The sequence below is a fragment of the Streptomyces sp. RG80 genome (genome assembly GCF_040446465.1).
In the GTDB taxonomy this organism is placed as follows: Bacteria; Actinomycetota; Actinomycetes; order Streptomycetales; family Streptomycetaceae; genus Streptomyces.
In genome coordinates, this window is sequence record NZ_JBEAAJ010000004.1 from 185,947 (window position 1) to 204,124 (window position 18,178).

Genomic DNA, 18,178 nt, shown 5'->3' on the forward strand with positions numbered 1-18,178 from the left:
GATGGACTCCTTCTTACTTCTTGGACGGGGACTTGGGCCGCTGCGGACCCTTGCGCTGTCCGGACTGGGCCTTGCTGCGGGTACCGCCGCCGGACTGCTTCTTGGCGGGAGTGGCGGCGGGCTTGGCGTCCTCGGGCTCGTCGGCCTTCTCCAGCGACGTGGGTTCGCCGGCCGCCTTCGGAGCACCCGGAGCAGCGGCACCGGACTGACGCTGGGACTTGGACTGCCGCTTCGGCTGCTGGCGCTTGGGAGTACCGCCCGTGGCCGTCGGCGTGCCGTCCTCGTTCTGGGCGACGGCCTGGGCCTCGCCCTTCACCACGGTGCCGTCCGCCTGGGCCACGAGGCCCGTCTTGCTCAGCGCGTTGATGAACTTGCGCTCGAACTCGTTGCGGTCGCGACCCTTGGCCACAATGGCCTTGACGATGGCCTTCTCGCCACGGCTGCGGGTCTTGCCGTGGTGCGTGACGTGCTTGGTCAGGCGCTCCAGGTACGCGGCCTGGGCCTTGGAACCCGGGGTCGGGTTGTTGTGGATGACGTACATCTGCTGGCCCATGGTCCACACGTTGGTGGTCAGCCAGTAGACGAGGACACCGACGGGGAAGTTGATGCCGAAGACCGCGAACATGACGGGGAAGACGTACATCAGCATCTTCTGCTGCTGCATGAACGGCGTCTTCACGGTGGTGTCGACGTTCTTCGTCATCAGCTGGCGCTGCGTGTAGAACTGCGACGCCGACATCAGGACGATCATGACCGCGGTGACGATACGGACGCTGGTCAGATTCGCGTCCAGCGCGGTGACGTCCGCGGAGCTGTCGGTGAACTTCGCGGCCAGAGGGGCACCGAAGATGTGCGCCTTCTGCGCACTGTCCAACAGGCTCTGGTTGATGGAGCCGATGGTGTCGTTGTTCGCGATGCTGTTGAGCACGTGGTACAGCGCGAAGAAGAACGGGGACTGCGCCAGGATGGGAAGGCACGAGGAGAGCGGGTTGGTACCCGTCTCCTTGTACAGCTTCATCATCTCTTCGGACTGGCGCTGCTTGTCGTTCTTGTAGCGCTCCTGGATCTTCTTCATCTCGGGCTGCAGCGTCTGCATGGCCCGGGTCGCCTTGATCTGCTTCACGAAGAGCGGGATCAGGCAGATACGGATCAGGATCACCAGGGACACGATCGACAGGCCCCAGGCCCACCCGGTGTCAGGGCCGAAGACGGCGCCGTACACCTTGTGGAACTGGACGATGACCCAGGAGACAGGTGTCGTGATGAAGCTGAAAAGGCTGGCAATCGTGTCCACTAATCATGCTCCTTGGGCATGGGACGGTGTCTCTGCGGCCGGGCTCGAAGGCGTCTGTCCTTCAATGGCCGTTTCGGCGGCGGAGGGCCCGCCCTTGCGTGCACGCCAGGCGTTACGCAGCATTTCGTGCCACCGCGGACGCTTGCGGGGCGGAACATGGTCCACACCGCCCAGCGACCACGGATTGCACCGCAGGATCCGCCAGGCCGTGAGTGCCGTGCCCTTGACAGCACCGTGCCGGTCGATGGCCGTGTAGCCGTAGTGGGAGCACGACGGGTAGTACTTGCAGACAGGCCCCAGCAGTGGACTGATCGTCCACTGGTACAGCTTGATCAGAGCCAGCAGCGGGTACTTCATCGCGCGCCCCCTCCCAGCAGCCGCTCGACGGCGGCATCCAGGTCTCGGGCCAGCTGTGCATGGTCGGCGTCACCCGCACCGGGCAGCGCTCGTACGACTACCAGGCTACCGGGGGGAAACAGGTCGACCCGGTCGCGCATCAGATGGCGAAGTCTGCGCTTCACCTTGTTGCGCACCACCGCACCGCCCACGGCCTTGCTCACGACGAAACCCGCACGCGTCGGGGGAGCGCTCTCCCCAGGCGCGTGCGGGTCCGTGGCACCGCTACGAAGATGGACGACGAGGGACGGGCGTCCAGCCCGGCGCCCTCGTCGTACCGCGGTCGCGAAGTCTTCGCGCCGCCTCAGCCGATGCTCGGTAGGCAGCACGACGTCATGACCTGATCAGGATCAGGCGGACAGGCTGGCGCGACCCTTGCTGCGGCGGTTCGCGAGAATCGCGCGACCGGCACGGGTACGCATCCGCAGGCGGAAGCCGTGGGTCTTCGCGCGACGACGGTTGTTCGGCTGGAAGGTGCGCTTGCTCACTCGGGGGCTCCAGAAATCAATCGGTGGTGGCGGGTGCCGTCCTGGCTGTCACCGTGCGCCCACGAGTAGCTCTCGTTACGCCCGAGTGCACCGCTTCCCGATCACCTGACGCGATCTTGGCCCATCGGAGGCAGGCGGCAGCAGCCATCGACAACTCGACCTGGTTACGGTACGCGCGGCTGCGCCATCCGGTCAAACCAGCGGCCACCGGGAGACACTATCCACAGGCTGGGGACAACAACTTGAACCGCACCCGTCGCCCTGACTACCGTGGCTGAACTCCGATTCGTTCCCTTGTAACTGCCCCACCCCAGTTGAATCCCGACTCGTCCCACAACCACACGTTCGTGGGACCCCGTGAGAGAGCGTGCCCTGTGGCTGACGTACCTGCCGATCTTGCCGCAGTGTGGCCACGAGTACTCGAGCAGCTCCTCGACGGGGGACGTGGGCAGGGCGTCGAAACCAAGGACGAGCACTGGATCCGCCGCTGCCAGCCCCTCGCGCTGGTCGCCGACACGGCCCTGCTCGCCGTACCGAACGAATTTGCGAAGGGCGTACTGGAAGGCCGGCTCGCGCCGATCGTCAGCGAGACCCTGAGCCGCGAGTGCGGCCGTCCGATCCGTATCGCGATCACCGTCGACGACTCCGCCGGCGAACCTCCGGCCCCGCCGGCACCCCCGGCCGCCCGCCCCCAGCCGCGCTACGACGAGCCCGAGCCCCCCTCCAACCAGTACGACAGCCAGTACGACAACACATACGAGGGCCAGTACGAGGGCTACGGCCGCCACCGCGCCGACGACAGCCGGCCGGGCCGCCCCGAACAGAACGACCAGCTGCCCGTCGCGCGCCCCGCCTACCCGAGCGAATACCAGCGCCCCGAGCCCGGCGCCTGGCCGCGCCCGCAGCAGGACGAGTACAGCTGGCAGCAGCCGCGCCTCGGCTTCCCCGAGCGGGACCCGTACGCGTCGCCGCCCTCGCAGGAGCCGTACGCCCAGGACGCGTACTCCTCGCCGTCGCAGGACTACCGCCCGCAGCCGATGGACCGTGCACCCCACCACGGCCAGCGCTCCGACTACGAGCAGCAGCGGCCCTCCTACGACGACCAGCGCGCGGACTACGACAAGCGCGGCTCCTCCGACTACGACCAGCCCGGTCCCCGCCGCGACCTGCCCGAGCCGCCCTCCGGCGCAGGTCACGTGCACCGCGGCGGCCCGGCGGTGCCCCCGTCCAGTGGCGCCCCGAGCCCGCTGGCCGCGAAGCCCGCGCCGGCGAGCGGTCCCGGTGAGCCGACGGCACGGCTGAACCCGAAGTACCTCTTCGACACGTTCGTCATCGGCGCTTCCAACCGCTTCGCGCACGCCGCCGCGGTCGCCGTTGCCGAGGCGCCGGCGAAGGCGTACAACCCCCTCTTCATCTACGGGGAGTCCGGGCTCGGAAAGACGCACCTGCTGCACGCGATCGGGCACTACGCGCGCAGCCTGTATCCCGGCACGCGCGTGCGGTACGTGAGCTCGGAGGAGTTCACCAACGAGTTCATCAACTCCATCCGCGACGGCAAGGGCGACAGCTTCCGCAAGCGGTACCGGGAGATGGACATCCTGCTCGTCGACGACATCCAGTTCCTCGCGGACAAGGAGTCGACGCAGGAGGAGTTCTTCCACACCTTCAACACGCTCCACAACGCCAACAAGCAGATCGTGCTCTCCAGCGACCGGCCGCCCAAGCAGCTGGTCACGCTGGAGGACCGGCTGCGGAACCGTTTCGAGTGGGGTCTGATCACCGACGTACAGCCGCCCGAGCTGGAGACGCGGATCGCGATCCTGCGCAAGAAGGCGGTCCAGGAGCAGCTCAACGCTCCGCCGGAGGTGCTGGAGTTCATCGCCTCGCGGATCTCGCGGAACATCCGCGAGCTGGAGGGCGCGCTGATCCGGGTGACGGCGTTCGCCTCGCTGAACCGGCAGCCGGTGGACCTGGGCCTGACCGAGATCGTCCTGAAGGATCTGATCCCCGGGGGCGACGACTCGGCCCCGGAGATCACCTCGACCGCCATCATGAGCGCGACCGCGGACTACTTCGGCCTCACGGTCGAGGACCTGTGCGGCACCTCGCGCGGCCGCGCGCTGGTGACCGCACGGCAGATCGCCATGTACCTGTGCCGGGAGCTCACGGACCTCTCCCTGCCCAAGATCGGCGCCCTCTTCGGCGGCCGCGACCACACCACGGTCATGCACGCCGACCGCAAGATCCGCAATCTGATGGCCGAGCGGCGCTCCATCTACAACCAGGTGACCGAGCTGACGAACCGCATCAAGAACGGCTGACAGCGCCGCCGTACGTCGCTGAGGGCGCCCCGGGACGAGTTCCCGAGGGCGCCCTTTCGCATGCTGCCCCGCGTTCGGCCGTCATGCCGCCGTAGCCCGGTGTTCGAATAGCCGCCGAGTTACGGCCTCCCTCCACAGATTCGGTGACTTTTTCCCGTCCACACCCTGGGGACTGGGAAGTTGTCCAGACTGTGTCCACAGGGGAACCTGTTGAAAGACCATCAGGGCAGGTCATCTGGTTGTGGATTCGTGGACGAAGGATCTCCACAGGCTGTGGACAGAGAAAAGATCCACAGGCTGTGCATGAAGTTGTCCACCGGCAACCCACAGGCCGAGGCCGGTTGTCCCCAGTGATCGCCAGTTTCTCCACATGGATGTCCACTGTTCGGCAACGCGACGCGGCTCCTCACCGGGTCGAGTGAAAGGCGTCACACGAAGGTGCCGGGTAGCCCTGTGGGAAACGGGGCGAAAGCTGGGGACGGCGCTGGGGAGAACTCGCCCCAGGCTGTGCATGGAGTGTGCAGAACTTTCTGTTCTCCACAGACGGGGCTAGTTGTCCACCGGCGTCACCCACAGGGTCCGTGGACAAAATTTCCGGTCTGACCTGCGAAAACGCGGTTATCCACCGTTTCCACAGCCCCTACTACTACTCCCAACTAGAGAGAGCTGGGAATCCGTTTCGAAGGGGGTCCTGTGCACAACTCGCTGTCCGGCCCCCGGCTGCCCCTCGTCACGACTTGACCCCGAGAGGCACCTACTGTCAGTGGGGTGCGTCAGACTGTTCCCCGGCGTCCTTCCCCTCACAGGGGCCGACGACACCGAGACAGACGACGAAGCCAGGCAGGCCGAAGAAGCGCCGGCAACAGCAGGAGGCGGCAACAGTGAAGATCCGGGTGGAACGCGACGTACTCGCGGAGGCAGTGGCCTGGGCGGCACGCAGCCTCCCGGCCCGCCCGCCGGCGCCTGTCCTCGCCGGCCTTCTGCTGAAGGCCGAGGACGGCCAGCTGAGCCTGTCCAGCTTCGACTACGAGGTCTCCGCGCGGGTGTCCGTGGAAGCGGAGGTCGAGGAGGAGGGCACGGTCCTGGTGTCCGGCCGACTCCTCGCCGACATCTGCCGCGCGCTCCCCAACCGTCCGGTGGAGATTTCCACAGACGGTGTACGGGCGACCGTGGTCTGCGGCTCCTCGCGATTCACACTCCACACCCTGCCTGTGGAGGAGTACCCGGCGCTGCCGCAGATGCCGACCGCCACCGGCACTGTCCCCGGTGAGGTCTTCGCCTCCGCCGCCGCGCAGGTCGCCATCGCGGCCGGCCGCGACGACACGCTGCCTGTCCTGACCGGTGTGCGCATCGAGATCGAGGGCGACACCGTCACGCTGGCCTCCACCGACCGCTACCGCTTCGCGGTCCGCGAGTTCCTGTGGAAGCCGGAGAACCCCGAGGCGTCCGCGGTGGCCCTGGTGCCCGCCAAGACGCTCCTGGACACCGCCAAGGCCCTCACGAGCGGCGACAGCGTCACCCTGGCGCTCTCCGGCTCCGGTGCGGGCGAGGGCCTCATCGGCTTCGAGGGCGCCGGGCGTCGTACGACGACCCGTCTGCTGGAGGGCGACCTCCCGAAGTACCGCTCGCTGTTCCCGACGGAGTTCAACTCCATCGCCGTGATCGAGACCGCCCCCTTCGTGGAGGCAGTCAAGCGTGTCGCGCTGGTCGCCGAGCGGAACACCCCGGTGCGGCTCAGCTTCGAGCAGGGCGTGCTCATCCTGGAGGCCGGCTCCAGCGACGACGCACAGGCTGTGGAGAGGGTCGACGCCCAGTTGGAGGGCGACGACGTGTCGATCGCCTTCAACCCGACCTTCCTGCTGGACGGTCTGAGCGCCATCGACTCCCCGGTCGCCCAGCTGTCCTTCACGACGTCCACGAAGCCCGCGCTGCTCAGCGGGAAGCCGGCGCTGGACGCCGAGGCGGACGAGGCCTACAAGTACCTGATCATGCCGGTGCGCCTCAGCGGCTGAGCCAAAGCCCCAGGTGGGGGCATACGTTTGAGCGCGTATGCCCACAGGTGTGCGTGAGCGTCCGGGTTTAGGCTCGGACGTAGGTACGAAGGTGCCACTCACGCCACAGCAACCTAAGGAACCACTGATGGAGCTCGGTCTCGTCGGCCTCGGCAAGATGGGCGGCAACATGCGCGAGCGGATCCGCCGCGCAGGTCACACCGTCATCGGATACGACCGCAACCCGGACCTCGCCGATGTCCACAGCCTCGAAGAGCTTGTGGGCAAGCTCAAGGGCCCGCGCGTGGTCTGGGTGATGGTCCCGGCCGGTGCCGCGACCCAGTCGACCGTCGACGAGCTGGCCGAGCTCCTGGAGCCGGGCGACGTCGTGGTGGACGGCGGCAACTCCCGCTGGACGGACGACGAGAAGCACGCCGAGGAGCTCGCTGCCAAGGGCATCGGCTTCGTGGACTGCGGTGTCTCCGGCGGCGTGTGGGGCCTGGAGAACGGCTACGCGCTGATGTACGGCGGCGACGCCGAGAACATCGCCAAGGTGCAGCCGGTCTTCGACGCACTCAAGCCCGAGGGCGACTTCGGTGCCGTGCACGCCGGCAAGGTGGGCGCGGGCCACTTCTCGAAGATGGTCCACAACGGCATCGAGTACGCGATGATGCAGGCCTACGCCGAGGGCTGGGAGCTCCTGGAGAAGGTCGACTCCGTCACGGACGTGCGCGAGGTCTTCCGCTCCTGGCAGGAGGGCACGGTCATTCGTTCCTGGCTGCTGGACCTCGCGGTCAACGCCCTCGACGAGGACGAGCACCTGGACAAGCTGCGCGGTTATGCACAGGACTCCGGCGAGGGCCGCTGGACTGTGGAAGCCGCCATCGACAACGCGGTACCGCTGCCGGCGATCACCGCGTCCCTGTTCGCGCGGTTCGCGTCCCGTCAGGACGACTCGCCGCAGATGAAGATGATCGCGGCGCTGCGCAACCAGTTCGGCGGCCACGCGGTCGAGAAGAAGTAATCCACAGGGCTGTTCACAACGGCCCACAAGCTGGGGAAGGTCGGCGCCCGACCATGCACGTCACGCATCTGTCGCTGGCCGACTTCCGCTCGTACGCCCGGGTCGAGGTTCCGCTCGACCCGGGCGTCACCGCCTTCGTCGGCCCCAACGGACAGGGCAAGACGAACCTGGTCGAGGCGGTCGGCTATCTCGCCACCCTCGGCAGCCACCGCGTCTCCTCCGACGCGCCCCTGGTCCGCATGGGCGCCGACCGCGCGGTGATCCGGGCGCAGGTCAAGCAGGGCGAGCGGCAGCAGCTGGTCGAGCTGGAGCTGAACCCGGGCAAGTCCAACCGTGCCCGTATCAACAGGTCCTCGCAGGTCAGGCCGCGTGACGTGCTCGGCATCGTGCGGACCGTGCTGTTCGCGCCGGAGGATCTCGCCCTGGTCAAGGGCGACCCCGGTGAGCGCCGCCGGTTCCTCGACGAACTGATCACCGCGCGCTCCCCGCGGATGGCCGGCGTGCGCTCCGACTACGAGCGGGTCCTCAAGCAGCGCAACACCCTGCTGAAGTCGGCCGCGCTGGCCCGGCGCCACGGCGGCCGCTCGATGGACCTCTCCACCCTCGACGTCTGGGACCAGCACCTCGCGCGCGCGGGCGCCGAGTTGCTCGCCCAGCGCCTCGACCTGATCGCAGCGATCCAGCCGCTGGCCGACAAGGCGTACGAGCAGCTGGCCCCCGGCGGCGGCCCGATCGCCCTGGAGTACAAGCCGTCGGCGCCCGGTGAGGCCCACACGCGCGAGGATCTCTACGAGCAGCTGATGGGGGCGCTCGCGGAGGCCCGCAAGCAGGAGATCGAGCGGGGCGTCACCCTCGTAGGCCCTCATCGGGACGATTTGCTTTTCAAACTCGGTCAGCTGCCCGCCAAGGGATACGCCTCGCACGGCGAGTCCTGGTCCTACGCGCTGGCGCTGCGCCTGGCGTCGTACGACCTGTTGCGGGCGGAGGGCAACGAGCCGGTGCTGGTCCTCGACGACGTGTTCGCGGAGCTGGACACCCGGCGGCGTGAGCGGCTGGCGGAGTTGGTGGCGCCCGGTGAGCAGGTGCTGGTGACGGCCGCGGTCGACGACGACGTACCGCATCTGCTGGTGGGGGCGCGGTACTCGGTGGCGGACGGGGTGGTGGAGCGCGCGTGAGCGGCGACGGATCCGACCCGAAGAAGAGCTCCCCCGAGCCGTCCGGTGTGGACCTCGCGCGGGTGGCGCTCAGGGCGGCCAAGGAGGCCGCACGCGCGCGTGGGGACGCCGCGCAGCAGAAGAAGCAGGCGCGGCGCGGCGGGCTGCGGTCCGGGGCGCGTGCCGACGGGCGCGATCCCATGGCGCTGGGTTCGGCGATCAACCGGCTCATCAGTGAGCGCGGTTGGGAGGCGCCGGCGGCGGTGGGCGGTGTGATGGGGCGCTGGCCGGAGATCGTCGGCGAGGACGTGGCCAAGCACTGCGAGCCGGAGAAGTACGACGAGGACGAGCGGGTCCTGATCGTGCGCTGTGACTCCACGGCCTGGGCGACCAATCTGCGGCTGCTCGCGCCGACGCTGGTCGCCCGGCTCAACGAGGACCTCGGGCACGGCGCGGTGAAGGTGATCAAGGTGCAGGGGCCCGGGGGGCCGCCCCGGCGCTATGGACCGCTGCGGGCCCCGGGGAGCACGGGTCCCGGAGACACCTATGGGTGACGGGCAAACCTTCGGGTGACAGACATCACATCTGCGGCCGTCGGCGGCCTCGAGGGACCGTCGGCGGCCGCTGTGTCGTGCAACCGCGCGCGGATGCGAACAGCTACCTGACTCCCAAGTAGCCAAGGGTTGACAGTCCGAAGCGCTGAGTGCCTCCGTGAGCCTCTTGGAGCCCTGCTCCGTATATGGGGACCCGGCGGAGGAGGATTCAGGGCGGCACATGCGGACTCAGGTACCGGCAAACCCCCATCACTGTCGGCGCTACCGGTAGACTGGAAGCTAATCCCGCCCCACTCGTGGGGACCGTCCGGGACAAGCTGAGCAACGCTGATCAAGGCTTACCAACGCAACATGCCGCAGCCGCTCCGGCAACCCGCCGAAGAGCTTGGCTCGTGCTGTGCCAGAAAGGGCGCTTCGTGGCCGATTCCGGCAACCCCAACGAGAACATCCCGTCCACCGGCGCCGGCGCCAACGGCGAGGTCACCGCCTCGTACGACGCCAGTGCCATCACCGTCCTCGAGGGTCTGGACGCGGTTCGCAAGCGACCCGGTATGTACATCGGCTCGACCGGCGAGCGCGGCCTGCACCACCTCGTGCAGGAGGTCGTCGACAACTCGGTCGACGAGGCGCTGGCCGGACACGCGGACACCATCGACGTGACGATCCTCGCCGACGGCGGCGTGCGCGTGGTCGACAACGGCCGTGGCATCCCGGTGGGCATCCACCCCGTGGAGAAGAAGCCGGCCGTCGAGGTCGTCCTCACCGTGCTGCACGCGGGCGGCAAGTTCGGCGGCGGCGGCTACGCCGTCTCCGGCGGTCTGCACGGCGTCGGTGTCTCCGTGGTGAACGCGCTGTCCACCAAGCTCGCCGTCGACATCAGGACCGACGGCTACCGCTGGACGCAGGAGTACAAGGGCGGCGCGCCCACCGCTCCGCTCGAGCGCCACGAGGCCACCACCGAGACCGGCACCACGGTCACCTTCTGGGCCGACCCGGACATCTTCGAGACGACCGTCTACTCCTTCGAGACGCTCTCGCGGCGCTTCCAGGAGATGGCGTTCCTCAACAAGGGCCTGCGCATCAACCTCACCGACGAGCGCGAGTCGGCGAAGGCCACGGCCGGCGCGGACGAGGCGGGCGAGGACGAGAAGTTCGAGGTCAAGACCGTCTCGTACTACTACGAGGGCGGCATCGTCGACTTCGTGAAGTACCTCAACTCCCGCAAGGGAGAGGCGGTCCACCCCTCGATCATCGACCTCGAGGCCGAGGACAAGGAGCGCAACCTCTCGCTCGAGGTCGCGATGCAGTGGAACGGCGGCTACACCGAGGGTGTGTACTCGTTCGCCAACATCATCCACACGCACGAGGGCGGTACGCACGAAGAGGGCTTCCGCGCGGCGCTCACGAACCTGATCAACAAGTACGCGCGCGACAAGAAGCTGCTGCGTGAGAAGGACGACAACCTCACGGGTGACGACATCCGCGAGGGTCTGACGGCGATCATCTCGATCAAGCTGAGCGAGCCGCAGTTCGAGGGCCAGACGAAGACCAAGCTGGGCAACACGGAGGCGAAGACCTTCGTGCAGAAGGCCGTCTACGAGCACCTCAACGACTGGCTGGACCGCAACCCGGTCGAGGCCGCGGACATCGTCCGCAAGGGCATCCAGGCGGCCACCGCGCGCGTGGCGGCCCGCAAGGCCCGTGACCTGACGCGGCGTAAGGGCCTGCTGGAGTCGGCGTCGCTGCCGGGCAAGCTCTCCGACTGCCAGTCGAACGACCCGACCAAGTGCGAGATCTTCATCGTCGAGGGTGACTCCGCCGGCGGTTCGGCCAAGTCCGGCCGCAACCCGCAGTACCAGGCGATCCTCCCGATCCGAGGCAAGATCCTCAACGTCGAGAAGGCGCGGATCGACAAGATCCTGCAGAACCAGGAGATCCAGGCGCTGATCTCGGCCTTCGGCACGGGTGTGCACGAGGACTTCGACATCGAGAAGCTCCGTTATCACAAGATCATCCTGATGGCGGACGCCGACGTCGACGGCCAGCACATCAACACCCTGCTGCTGACCTTCCTGTTCCGCTTCATGCGGCCGCTGGTCGAGGCCGGGCACGTGTTCCTGTCCCGTCCGCCGCTGTTCAAGATCAAGTGGGGCCGGGACGACTTCGAGTACGCGTACTCGGACCGTGAGCGCGACGCCCTCATCGAGCTGGGCCGGCAGAACGGCAAGCGGATCAGGGACGACTCGATCCAGCGCTTCAAGGGTCTCGGCGAGATGAACGCCGAGGAGCTGCGCATCACCACCATGGACATCGAGCACCGGGTCCTCGGCCAGGTCACCCTCGACGACGCCGCCCAGGCCGACGACCTGTTCTCGGTCCTGATGGGCGAGGACGTCGAGGCCCGCCGCGCGTTCATCCAGCGCAACGCCAAGGACGTCCGCTTCCTCGACATCTGAGTCGGTCTCAGCTGACCGCACCAGGAAGGATCCTCACCAGCAATGGCCGACGAGAACACTCCCGTTACGCCTGAAGAAGGCGGCGACAGCACGGTCCGCATCGAGCCCGTCGGGCTCGAGACGGAGATGCAGCGCTCGTACCTCGACTACGCGATGTCCGTCATCGTGGCGCGTGCGCTGCCCGACGTCCGGGACGGCCTCAAGCCCGTCCACCGCCGCGTCCTGTACGCCATGTACGACGGCGGCTACCGGCCCGAGAAGGGCTTCTACAAGTGCGCCCGCGTCGTCGGCGACGTGATGGGCAACTACCACCCGCACGGCGACTCCTCGATCTACGACGCGCTGGTCCGTCTCGCGCAGCCGTGGTCGATGCGGATGCCGCTGGTGGACTCCAACGGCAACTTCGGATCTCCCGGCAACGACCCGGCGGCCGCCATGCGGTACACCGAGTGCAAGATGATGCCGCTGTCCATGGAGATGGTCCGCGACATCGACGAGGAGACCGTCGACTTCACGGACAACTACGACGGCCGCTCCCAGGAGCCGACCGTCCTGCCGGCCCGCTTCCCGAACCTGCTGATCAACGGCTCGGCCGGCATCGCGGTCGGCATGGCGACCAACATCCCGCCGCACAACCTGCGCGAGGTCGCGGCCGGCGCCCAGTGGTACCTGGAGAACCCGGACGCCTCCCACGAGGAGCTCCTGGACGCCCTGATCGAGCGGGTCAAGGGCCCCGACTTCCCGACCGGCGCGCTCGTCGTGGGCCGCAAGGGCATCGAGGAGGCGTACCGCACGGGCCGTGGCTCGATCACCATGCGTGCGGTCGTCGAGGTCGAGGAGATCCAGAACCGCCAGTGTCTGGTGGTCACGGAACTGCCGTACCAGACCAACCCCGACAACCTCGCGCAGAAGATCGCCGACCTGGTCAAGGACGGCAAGGTCGGCGGCATCGCGGACGTCCGCGACGAGTCCAGCTCGCGTACCGGCCAGCGTCTGGTCATCGTGCTGAAGAGGGACGCGGTCGCCAAGGTCGTCCTCAACAACCTCTACAAGCACACGGATCTGCAGTCGAACTTCAGCGCCAACATGCTGGCCCTGGTCGACGGCGTTCCGCGCACGCTCTCGCTGGACGCGTTCATCCGGCACTGGGTGACGCACCAGATCGAGGTCATCGTCCGGCGTACGAAGTTCCGGCTGCGCAAGGCCGAGGAGCGGGCGCACATCCTGCGTGGCCTGCTGAAGGCCCTGGACGCCATCGACGAGGTCATCGCGCTGATCCGGCGCAGCGACACCGTCGACATCGCGCGCACGGGCCTGATGGAGCTCCTGGAGATCGACGAGATCCAGGCCAACGCCATCCTCGAGATGCAGCTGCGCCGACTGGCCGCCCTGGAGCGCCAGAAGATCATCCAGGAGCACGACGAACTCCAGGCGAAGATCACCGAGTACAACGAGATCCTGGCCTCGCCGGTCCGCCAGCGCGGCATCGTCAGCGAGGAACTCGCGGTGATCGTCGAGAAGTACGGCGACGACCGCAAGACCATGCTGGTGCCCTACGACGGTGACATGTCCATCGAGGACCTCATCGCCGAAGAGGACATCGTCGTCACCGTCACGCGCGGCGGCTACGTCAAGCGCACCAAGGCCGACGACTACCGTGCCCAGAAGCGCGGCGGCAAGGGCGTGCGCGGCACGAAGCTCAAGGAAGACGACATCGTCGACCACTTCTTCGTGTCCACGACCCACCACTGGCTGCTGTTCTTCACCAACAAGGGCCGGGTCTACCGGGCGAAGGCGTACGAGCTTCCCGACGCCGGGCGTGACGCGCGTGGACAGCACGTCGCGAACCTGCTGGCCTTCCAGCCGGACGAGGCGATCGCCGAGATCCTCGCGATCCGTACCTACGAGGTGGCGCCGTATCTGATCCTGGCCACCAAGGGCGGTCTGGTGAAGAAGACGCCTCTGAAGGATTACGATTCGCCGCGTTCCGGAGGCGTCATCGCGATCAACCTCCGGGAGACGGAGGACGGTTCGGACGACGAACTGATCGGAGCCGAGCTCGTTTCGGCCGAGGACGATCTGCTTCTGATCAGCAAGAAAGCCCAATCGATCAGGTTCACGGCCACCGATGACGCACTGCGTCCCATGGGCCGTGCGACCTCGGGTGTCAAGGGCATGAGTTTCCGTGAGGGAGACCAGCTGCTCTCGATGAATGTTGTTCGACCCGGTACGTTCGTGTTCACTGCCACAGACGGTGGGTACGCGAAGCGGACCGCCGTCGACGAATACCGCGTCCAGGGTCGCGGCGGCCTCGGCATCAAGGCCGCCAAGATCGTGGAGGACCGTGGTTCTCTCGTCGGCGCGCTGGTGGTCGAGGAGACCGACGAGATCCTCGCCATCACACTGGGGGGCGGTGTGATTCGTACGCGAGTCAACGAGGTCAGGGAGACGGGCCGTGACACCATGGGCGTCCAACTGATCAACCTGGGCAAGCGCGATGCCGTCGTGGGTATCGCACGTAACGCCGAGGCGGGACGCGAGGCGGAGGAGGTCGAGGGCGATGACGCCGTCGACGAGACCGCCGAGGGTGCCGCGACCACCGGCACGGACGAGGGCGAGGCGCCCCCGGCCGAGTAGCACGAGGAGTGAGTCAGCGTGAGCGGAGCCACGGGCGCCGGATCGTCCGGTACGTCTACCGGTTCTCAGGCCGGTACGGACATGGACGGCGGTGGCCGTGGCTCCGCCGCGCGGGCGACAGATTCGCACACGACCCAGCTGAAAGCGATCAAGTCGCCCGCGAAGGACTCTCCCTCGCCCGACGCATCTGGATCACAGGGGGGAACTGTGACGGACACCCGAGGCCCGCAGACCCAGCAGTACGCGGCCGGCGCGGGCTCGGCTGCTCCGGGCGCACAGCCGCCGCAGCAGCCTTCGGCTGAGCCGCCGGCGCCGTCCCCGCTGCCCGGGGAGCGCGGCCCGCAGCAGGCCGCCGGGCCCTACCACCCGCCGCAGGCCTACCCGGCGCAGGCCACCGCCACCGCGGGCGCCGTACGCCGCCCGCGCACCGGCGCGCGCACCACGCCGCGCACTCGCAAGGCACGGCTGCGGGTGGCGAAGGCCGACCCGTGGTCGGTGATGAAGGTCAGCTTCCTGCTCTCCATCGCGCTCGGCATCTGCACGATCGTGGCGGCCGCGGTGCTGTGGATGGTCATGGACGCGATGGGCGTCTTCTCGACCGTCGGCGGCACCATCTCCGAGGCGACCGGCTCCAACGAGTCGAACGGCTTCGACCTGCAGTCCTTCCTGTCACTGCCGAACGTCCTGATGTTCACGACGATCATCGCGGTCATCGACGTCGTCCTCGCGACGGCGCTCGCGACCCTCGGCGCGTTCATCTACAACCTCTCCGCCGGCTTCGTCGGCGGCGTCGAGCTGACGCTCGCCGAGGACGAGTGACATTAAGTCCCATCACCGTTTCAAACCTGCGGTGACGGTCCCCCGACAACCGATTTTGGGACTGCCCGTGTCGTGCGCTAATCTTCAGGAGTCAGCGCGCGGGACACACACCGCAGAGCGCGGCGGGGCTATAGCTCAGTTGGTTAGAGCGCATCCCTGATAAGGATGAGGCCACAGGTTCAAATCCTGTTAGCCCCACCAGCACGAAGACCCCCAACCAGTGATGGTTGGGGGTTTTTGGCGTCGCGTCCGGGCTTGCCTAGGATCTGCGGATGACCTTGGAATGGGAACAGGTAATCGTTCACGCGGTGGATCCGGCGGCTCTGGGGCAGTGGTGGGCCGAGGCTCTCGGCTGGGTCGTGGTCCACGCGGATGACGACGAGTTCGAGATCCGTCCGGCGCCGGACCGCATGCCGGGGTTGGACTTCGTCCGGGTCGAGGAGAGTAAGACGGTCAAGAGCCGGCTGCATCTCGACTTCAGGCCCGATGACCAGGCCGCCGAGGTGGCTCGCCTGGAGGCCCACGGTGCGAAGCGGGTCGACATCGGTCAGGGCGAGCAGTCGTGGGTCGTCATGGCGGACCCCGAGGGCAACGAGTTCTGTGTCCTTGGCCAACGGCGCCAGTAGGAACGTCAGTAGGAACCCCTGGGCGCGCGTCCGTCGTGAGCCCTGTGACGTAGCCCTGTGCTCGGAATCCGCACAGCACGAAGACCCTCGGTCCATGGAGACCGGGGGTCTTCGTCGTGCCGTAGCGGGCGTTGTACGCAAGTTCGCCTGTACGTCGTGGAGGTGAGGGCGCGCGCGGTCAGCGCTGGAGGGGAGTCGCCGGCTCGAGGGGAGCGGTGTCGCTGCTCTCCACGCAGGAGGTGTCGGACTCCTCCGTGTCAGTGGGCGGCCGGTGGCGGCAGCTGGGGGTCTTGCCGTGGGCCTCGGCCCGGATGCGCTGCTTCATCGTGGGGGGCAGGGCCCTGGTGAAGGCCCAGGACCACAGGGATGGCGCCGGTGTCGTGGCCTCGGCGGTGCTGTTGCGGGCCGGCTCGGTCGGGGGTACGGCCGCGGCGGCCGTCTTGGTGATGAGTCCGAGCGTCGTGCACAGCGCCAGGAAGGCGGTGACGATGGCGATCCACAGCTTCATGACCTTGTTCTGGGCCATGGCCCCTCACTTTCGGGTTGGGCGATTTGCGTACTTTCCTCATGATGTGTATGGAGGCCGCGAAATCATGGACCGACGCCCATGGCGCGTCGATCTTCAGATCAACACCACTCGGATGGGTGCAAGAGGCCCGAAAAGTGGAGGAGAGTGGAGGAGGAAGCCCAAAGTCGCCGTCCGTGGAGGTGTGATCACCCTCCGATCGGAGTGGTCTCATCCGCTTCTACTGCGGTGCGGAGGACGGAAGTTGAGGGGCTGACGCAGGTCACCGATCGATATCGGTCGGTGTGTATAGTCGGGCGCCAGAGGTCCCCTACGTCAAGGAAAGACGAGGTCGCACGGTGAAGAAGCTTCTCCTGGTCGCACTGGCCGCCATCGGCGGGCTCCTCGTGTACCGCCAGATCCAGGCGGATCGCGCCGAGCAGGATCTGTGGACGGAGGCGACTGACTCCGTGCCCACGGGTTCGTGAGTACCGACATCCGGTTCTGAACAGACCCCGGCCGCCCTCGCGGTCGGGGTTTTGTGTTGCGCGAGACGCGGCCGGGCAGGATGAGCCACGTTCAGGCGACGGCGAGGGGTGACGCGTGATGGGGCGGCGTACGGTGCGATGGCGCGGCGCGTGCGCGGCCGCCGTGGGAATGGCCCTGGCCGTCCTCCTGCCGGGACAGAGCGCCCTGGCGGCGGATGCACCCAGCCCTTACGAGTTCGCCTCCGACGCCCGATCGGTCACCGGCTCCACGACCACCACGGACGCCCAGCCCCTAGACATGGGCGAGACGTACCGAAGCACCCTCCCGGCGGGCGGCAAGCTCTACTACGCCCTCGCACTCGACGCGACGTCCGACGCGTACGTCTCCGTCACCGCCGTCCCGCGCGCGGGCGCGACCGTGTCCTCCACCGGCGGCATCAGGGTGTACCTCCAGAACGCCGACAGCCGCCCGTGCTCCGTCCACAGCGCCTCCTTCGGGTTGAGCCGCAGTCCACGGCCGATCGTGGCCTGGGGGACGCGGGAGATCTCCTCCCGGCGCACCTCCTGCAAGGGCGGCGGCCCGCACTACGTGCTCGTCGAGCGCCTCGACGGGAAGGACACGTCGCCGGACGCATGGGAGCTGGAGCTGGCCCCGGTGTCGGAGCCGCGCCTTGAGCAGGCCGCCGGGACCAGCGCACCGCAGGACTGGAACTCCGAGCCCCCGCAGCCCCCGACGAGCAAGGCCCTGCCACGCCCGGGAGGCGCAGGCTTCGACGCGGCCGAGCCCCTGCGAGAGGGCGTCTGGAGCGCCGACATCCAGCCCGGGCAGACCCTCTTCTACGAAGTGCCGGTCGACTGGGGGCAGCAGCTCCACGTCACCGCAGAACTGGGCAGCACGACCCGCGGCGGCTACGTCACCGGTGCGCTCACCACGTCGCTGTACAACCCCGCGCGCGTGCCCGTCGACGACGTGGCCCTCGGCTACAACGGCACCCAGAAGACGGGCTCCCTCAACCCCTTGCCACCGGTCGAGTACACCAACCGCTTCGACGCCTCCGGTCAGCAGAACGCGATGCGCTTCGCCGGCTCGTACTACCTGGCCGTCCATCTCTCGCCACGGATGGCCGAGGAGTACGGCGACCGGGCCTTCGGAGTGACGCTGCGGGTAGGGCTCGACGGCACGACCGAGACGGCCCCCGCCTACGCGGGCGCGTCCGAGCCGCGGGGCCTCTTCGAGGTCACGGCACAGGACCGGGAGGCGGCCGCCGAGGGCGAGGGCTCCGGTGGGGGTGCGGGGGACGACCCGGTGATGAAGCTGGTGGCCGCGGCGGGGATCGGCGGCGGGACCTTGGTGCTGGTGGTGCTGGGGACGTGGACGGTGGTGGCCCGTCGGCGGGGGGCCGGGGCGGTCGGATAACGCGGGCC

16 protein-coding genes and 1 tRNA gene are annotated in these 18,178 nt (G+C 68.0%); 12 read left to right on the plus strand and 5 right to left on the minus strand.

The features are described from left to right. Window positions 1–13 precede the first annotated feature (13 nt). The 4 genes from yidC to rpmH are packed head-to-tail and all read right to left on the minus strand — an operon-like array spanning window position 14 to window position 2,178. On the minus strand, window positions 14–1,294 hold the full coding sequence (gene yidC, locus ABKA17_RS14920) for a membrane protein insertase YidC (RefSeq protein ID WP_353692514.1): 1,281 nt from the start codon (window positions 1,292–1,294) through the stop codon (window positions 14–16). A 3-nt stretch (window positions 1,295–1,297) separates the two neighbouring features. Beyond that, complete coding sequence (gene yidD / locus ABKA17_RS14925) at window positions 1,298–1,651, minus strand: membrane protein insertion efficiency factor YidD (RefSeq protein WP_353692515.1); 354 nt, start codon at window positions 1,649–1,651, stop codon at window positions 1,298–1,300. Beyond that, window positions 1,648–2,019: a ribonuclease P protein component gene (gene rnpA, locus ABKA17_RS14930; protein ID WP_353692516.1), complete on the minus strand. Its 372-nt coding sequence runs from the start codon at window positions 2,017–2,019 to the stop codon at window positions 1,648–1,650. Before rnpA ends, yidD begins: the two co-directional genes overlap by 4 nt. A gap of 21 nt (window positions 2,020–2,040) precedes the next feature. Then, window positions 2,041–2,178: a 50S ribosomal protein L34 gene (gene rpmH / locus ABKA17_RS14935; RefSeq protein WP_005482975.1), complete on the minus strand. Its 138-nt coding sequence runs from the start codon at window positions 2,176–2,178 to the stop codon at window positions 2,041–2,043. 374 nt (window positions 2,179–2,552) lie between these two features. Between rpmH and dnaA the strand changes: the two genes are divergently transcribed. From dnaA to ABKA17_RS14985, 10 genes are all read left to right on the plus strand, one after another. Further along, window positions 2,553–4,499, plus strand: coding sequence for a chromosomal replication initiator protein DnaA (gene dnaA / locus ABKA17_RS14940; protein WP_353692517.1), 1,947 nt, complete (start codon window positions 2,553–2,555; stop codon window positions 4,497–4,499). Window positions 4,500–5,380: 881 nt separating this feature from the next. Continuing rightward, a complete protein-coding gene (gene dnaN, locus ABKA17_RS14945; protein ID WP_266824758.1) occupies window positions 5,381–6,511 on the plus strand; it encodes a DNA polymerase III subunit beta in 1,131 nt (376 codons plus the stop codon). A 127-nt stretch (window positions 6,512–6,638) separates the two neighbouring features. Next, complete coding sequence (gene gnd, locus ABKA17_RS14950; RefSeq protein ID WP_046256515.1) at window positions 6,639–7,514, plus strand: phosphogluconate dehydrogenase (NAD(+)-dependent, decarboxylating); 876 nt, start codon at window positions 6,639–6,641, stop codon at window positions 7,512–7,514. A gap of 53 nt (window positions 7,515–7,567) precedes the next feature. After that, window positions 7,568–8,689: a DNA replication/repair protein RecF gene (recF, locus tag ABKA17_RS14955; protein ID WP_353692518.1), complete on the plus strand. Its 1,122-nt coding sequence runs from the start codon at window positions 7,568–7,570 to the stop codon at window positions 8,687–8,689. After that, entirely contained in the window at window positions 8,686–9,222 is a 537-nt protein-coding gene (locus ABKA17_RS14960; RefSeq protein ID WP_353692519.1) for a DciA family protein, read from the plus strand. The genes recF and ABKA17_RS14960 overlap by 4 nt, the downstream gene beginning before the upstream one ends. A 416-nt stretch (window positions 9,223–9,638) precedes the next feature. Next, window positions 9,639–11,678, plus strand: coding sequence for a DNA topoisomerase (ATP-hydrolyzing) subunit B (gene gyrB, locus ABKA17_RS14965; protein ID WP_353692520.1), 2,040 nt, complete (start codon window positions 9,639–9,641; stop codon window positions 11,676–11,678). Window positions 11,679–11,720: 42 nt separating this feature from the next. After that, window positions 11,721–14,315, plus strand: a complete 2,595-nt coding sequence (gene gyrA / locus ABKA17_RS14970; RefSeq protein ID WP_353692521.1) for a DNA gyrase subunit A — start codon at window positions 11,721–11,723, stop codon at window positions 14,313–14,315. 18 nt (window positions 14,316–14,333) lie between these two features. After that, window positions 14,334–15,134 carry a DUF3566 domain-containing protein gene (locus ABKA17_RS14975; protein ID WP_353692522.1) on the plus strand — a complete coding sequence of 267 codons (801 nt, stop codon included), beginning with the start codon at window positions 14,334–14,336 and terminating at the stop codon, window positions 15,132–15,134. A gap of 124 nt (window positions 15,135–15,258) precedes the next feature. Then, window positions 15,259–15,335, plus strand: a tRNA-Ile gene (locus ABKA17_RS14980). A 71-nt stretch (window positions 15,336–15,406) separates the two neighbouring features. Then, window positions 15,407–15,760, plus strand: a complete 354-nt coding sequence (locus tag ABKA17_RS14985) for a VOC family protein (protein WP_353692523.1) — start codon at window positions 15,407–15,409, stop codon at window positions 15,758–15,760. A 178-nt stretch (window positions 15,761–15,938) separates the two neighbouring features. On the opposite strand, the gene ABKA17_RS14990 is transcribed toward ABKA17_RS14985, so the two are convergent. Next, the gene (locus tag ABKA17_RS14990; protein ID WP_353692524.1) at window positions 15,939–16,286 is read right to left on the minus strand and encodes a DUF6344 domain-containing protein; all 348 of its coding nucleotides are present in this window, start codon (window positions 16,284–16,286) and stop codon (window positions 15,939–15,941) included. Between the two features lie 338 nt (window positions 16,287–16,624). Between ABKA17_RS14990 and ABKA17_RS14995 the strand changes: the two genes are divergently transcribed. Together ABKA17_RS14995 and ABKA17_RS15000 are read left to right on the plus strand one after the other, a co-directional pair. Then, window positions 16,625–16,753 (plus strand): DLW-39 family protein, encoded by a 129-nt coding sequence (locus ABKA17_RS14995; RefSeq protein ID WP_003999697.1) that lies wholly within the window; start codon window positions 16,625–16,627, stop codon window positions 16,751–16,753. Between the two features lie 118 nt (window positions 16,754–16,871). After that, window positions 16,872–18,170 carry a hypothetical protein gene (locus ABKA17_RS15000; protein ID WP_353692525.1) on the plus strand — a complete coding sequence of 433 codons (1,299 nt, stop codon included), beginning with the start codon at window positions 16,872–16,874 and terminating at the stop codon, window positions 18,168–18,170. The last annotated feature ends 8 nt before the right edge of the window (window positions 18,171–18,178 follow it).

Excerpts from the sequence above, each read along its gene's own strand:
- gnd (WP_046256515.1), top strand. The coding sequence starts at position 6,639 with ATGGAGCTCGGTCTCGTCGGCCTCGGCAAGATGGGCGGCAACATGCGC.
- recF (WP_353692518.1), top strand. The coding sequence starts at position 7,568 with ATGCACGTCACGCATCTGTCGCTGGCCGACTTCCGCTCGTACGCCCGG.
- yidD (WP_353692515.1), bottom strand. The coding sequence starts at position 1,651 with ATGAAGTACCCGCTGCTGGCTCTGATCAAGCTGTACCAGTGGACGATC.
- ABKA17_RS14985 (WP_353692523.1), top strand. The coding sequence starts at position 15,407 with ATGACCTTGGAATGGGAACAGGTAATCGTTCACGCGGTGGATCCGGCG.
- ABKA17_RS14990 (WP_353692524.1), bottom strand. The coding sequence starts at position 16,286 with ATGGCCCAGAACAAGGTCATGAAGCTGTGGATCGCCATCGTCACCGCC.
- gyrA (WP_353692521.1), top strand. The coding sequence starts at position 11,721 with ATGGCCGACGAGAACACTCCCGTTACGCCTGAAGAAGGCGGCGACAGC.
- ABKA17_RS15000 (WP_353692525.1), top strand. The coding sequence starts at position 16,872 with ATGGGGCGGCGTACGGTGCGATGGCGCGGCGCGTGCGCGGCCGCCGTG.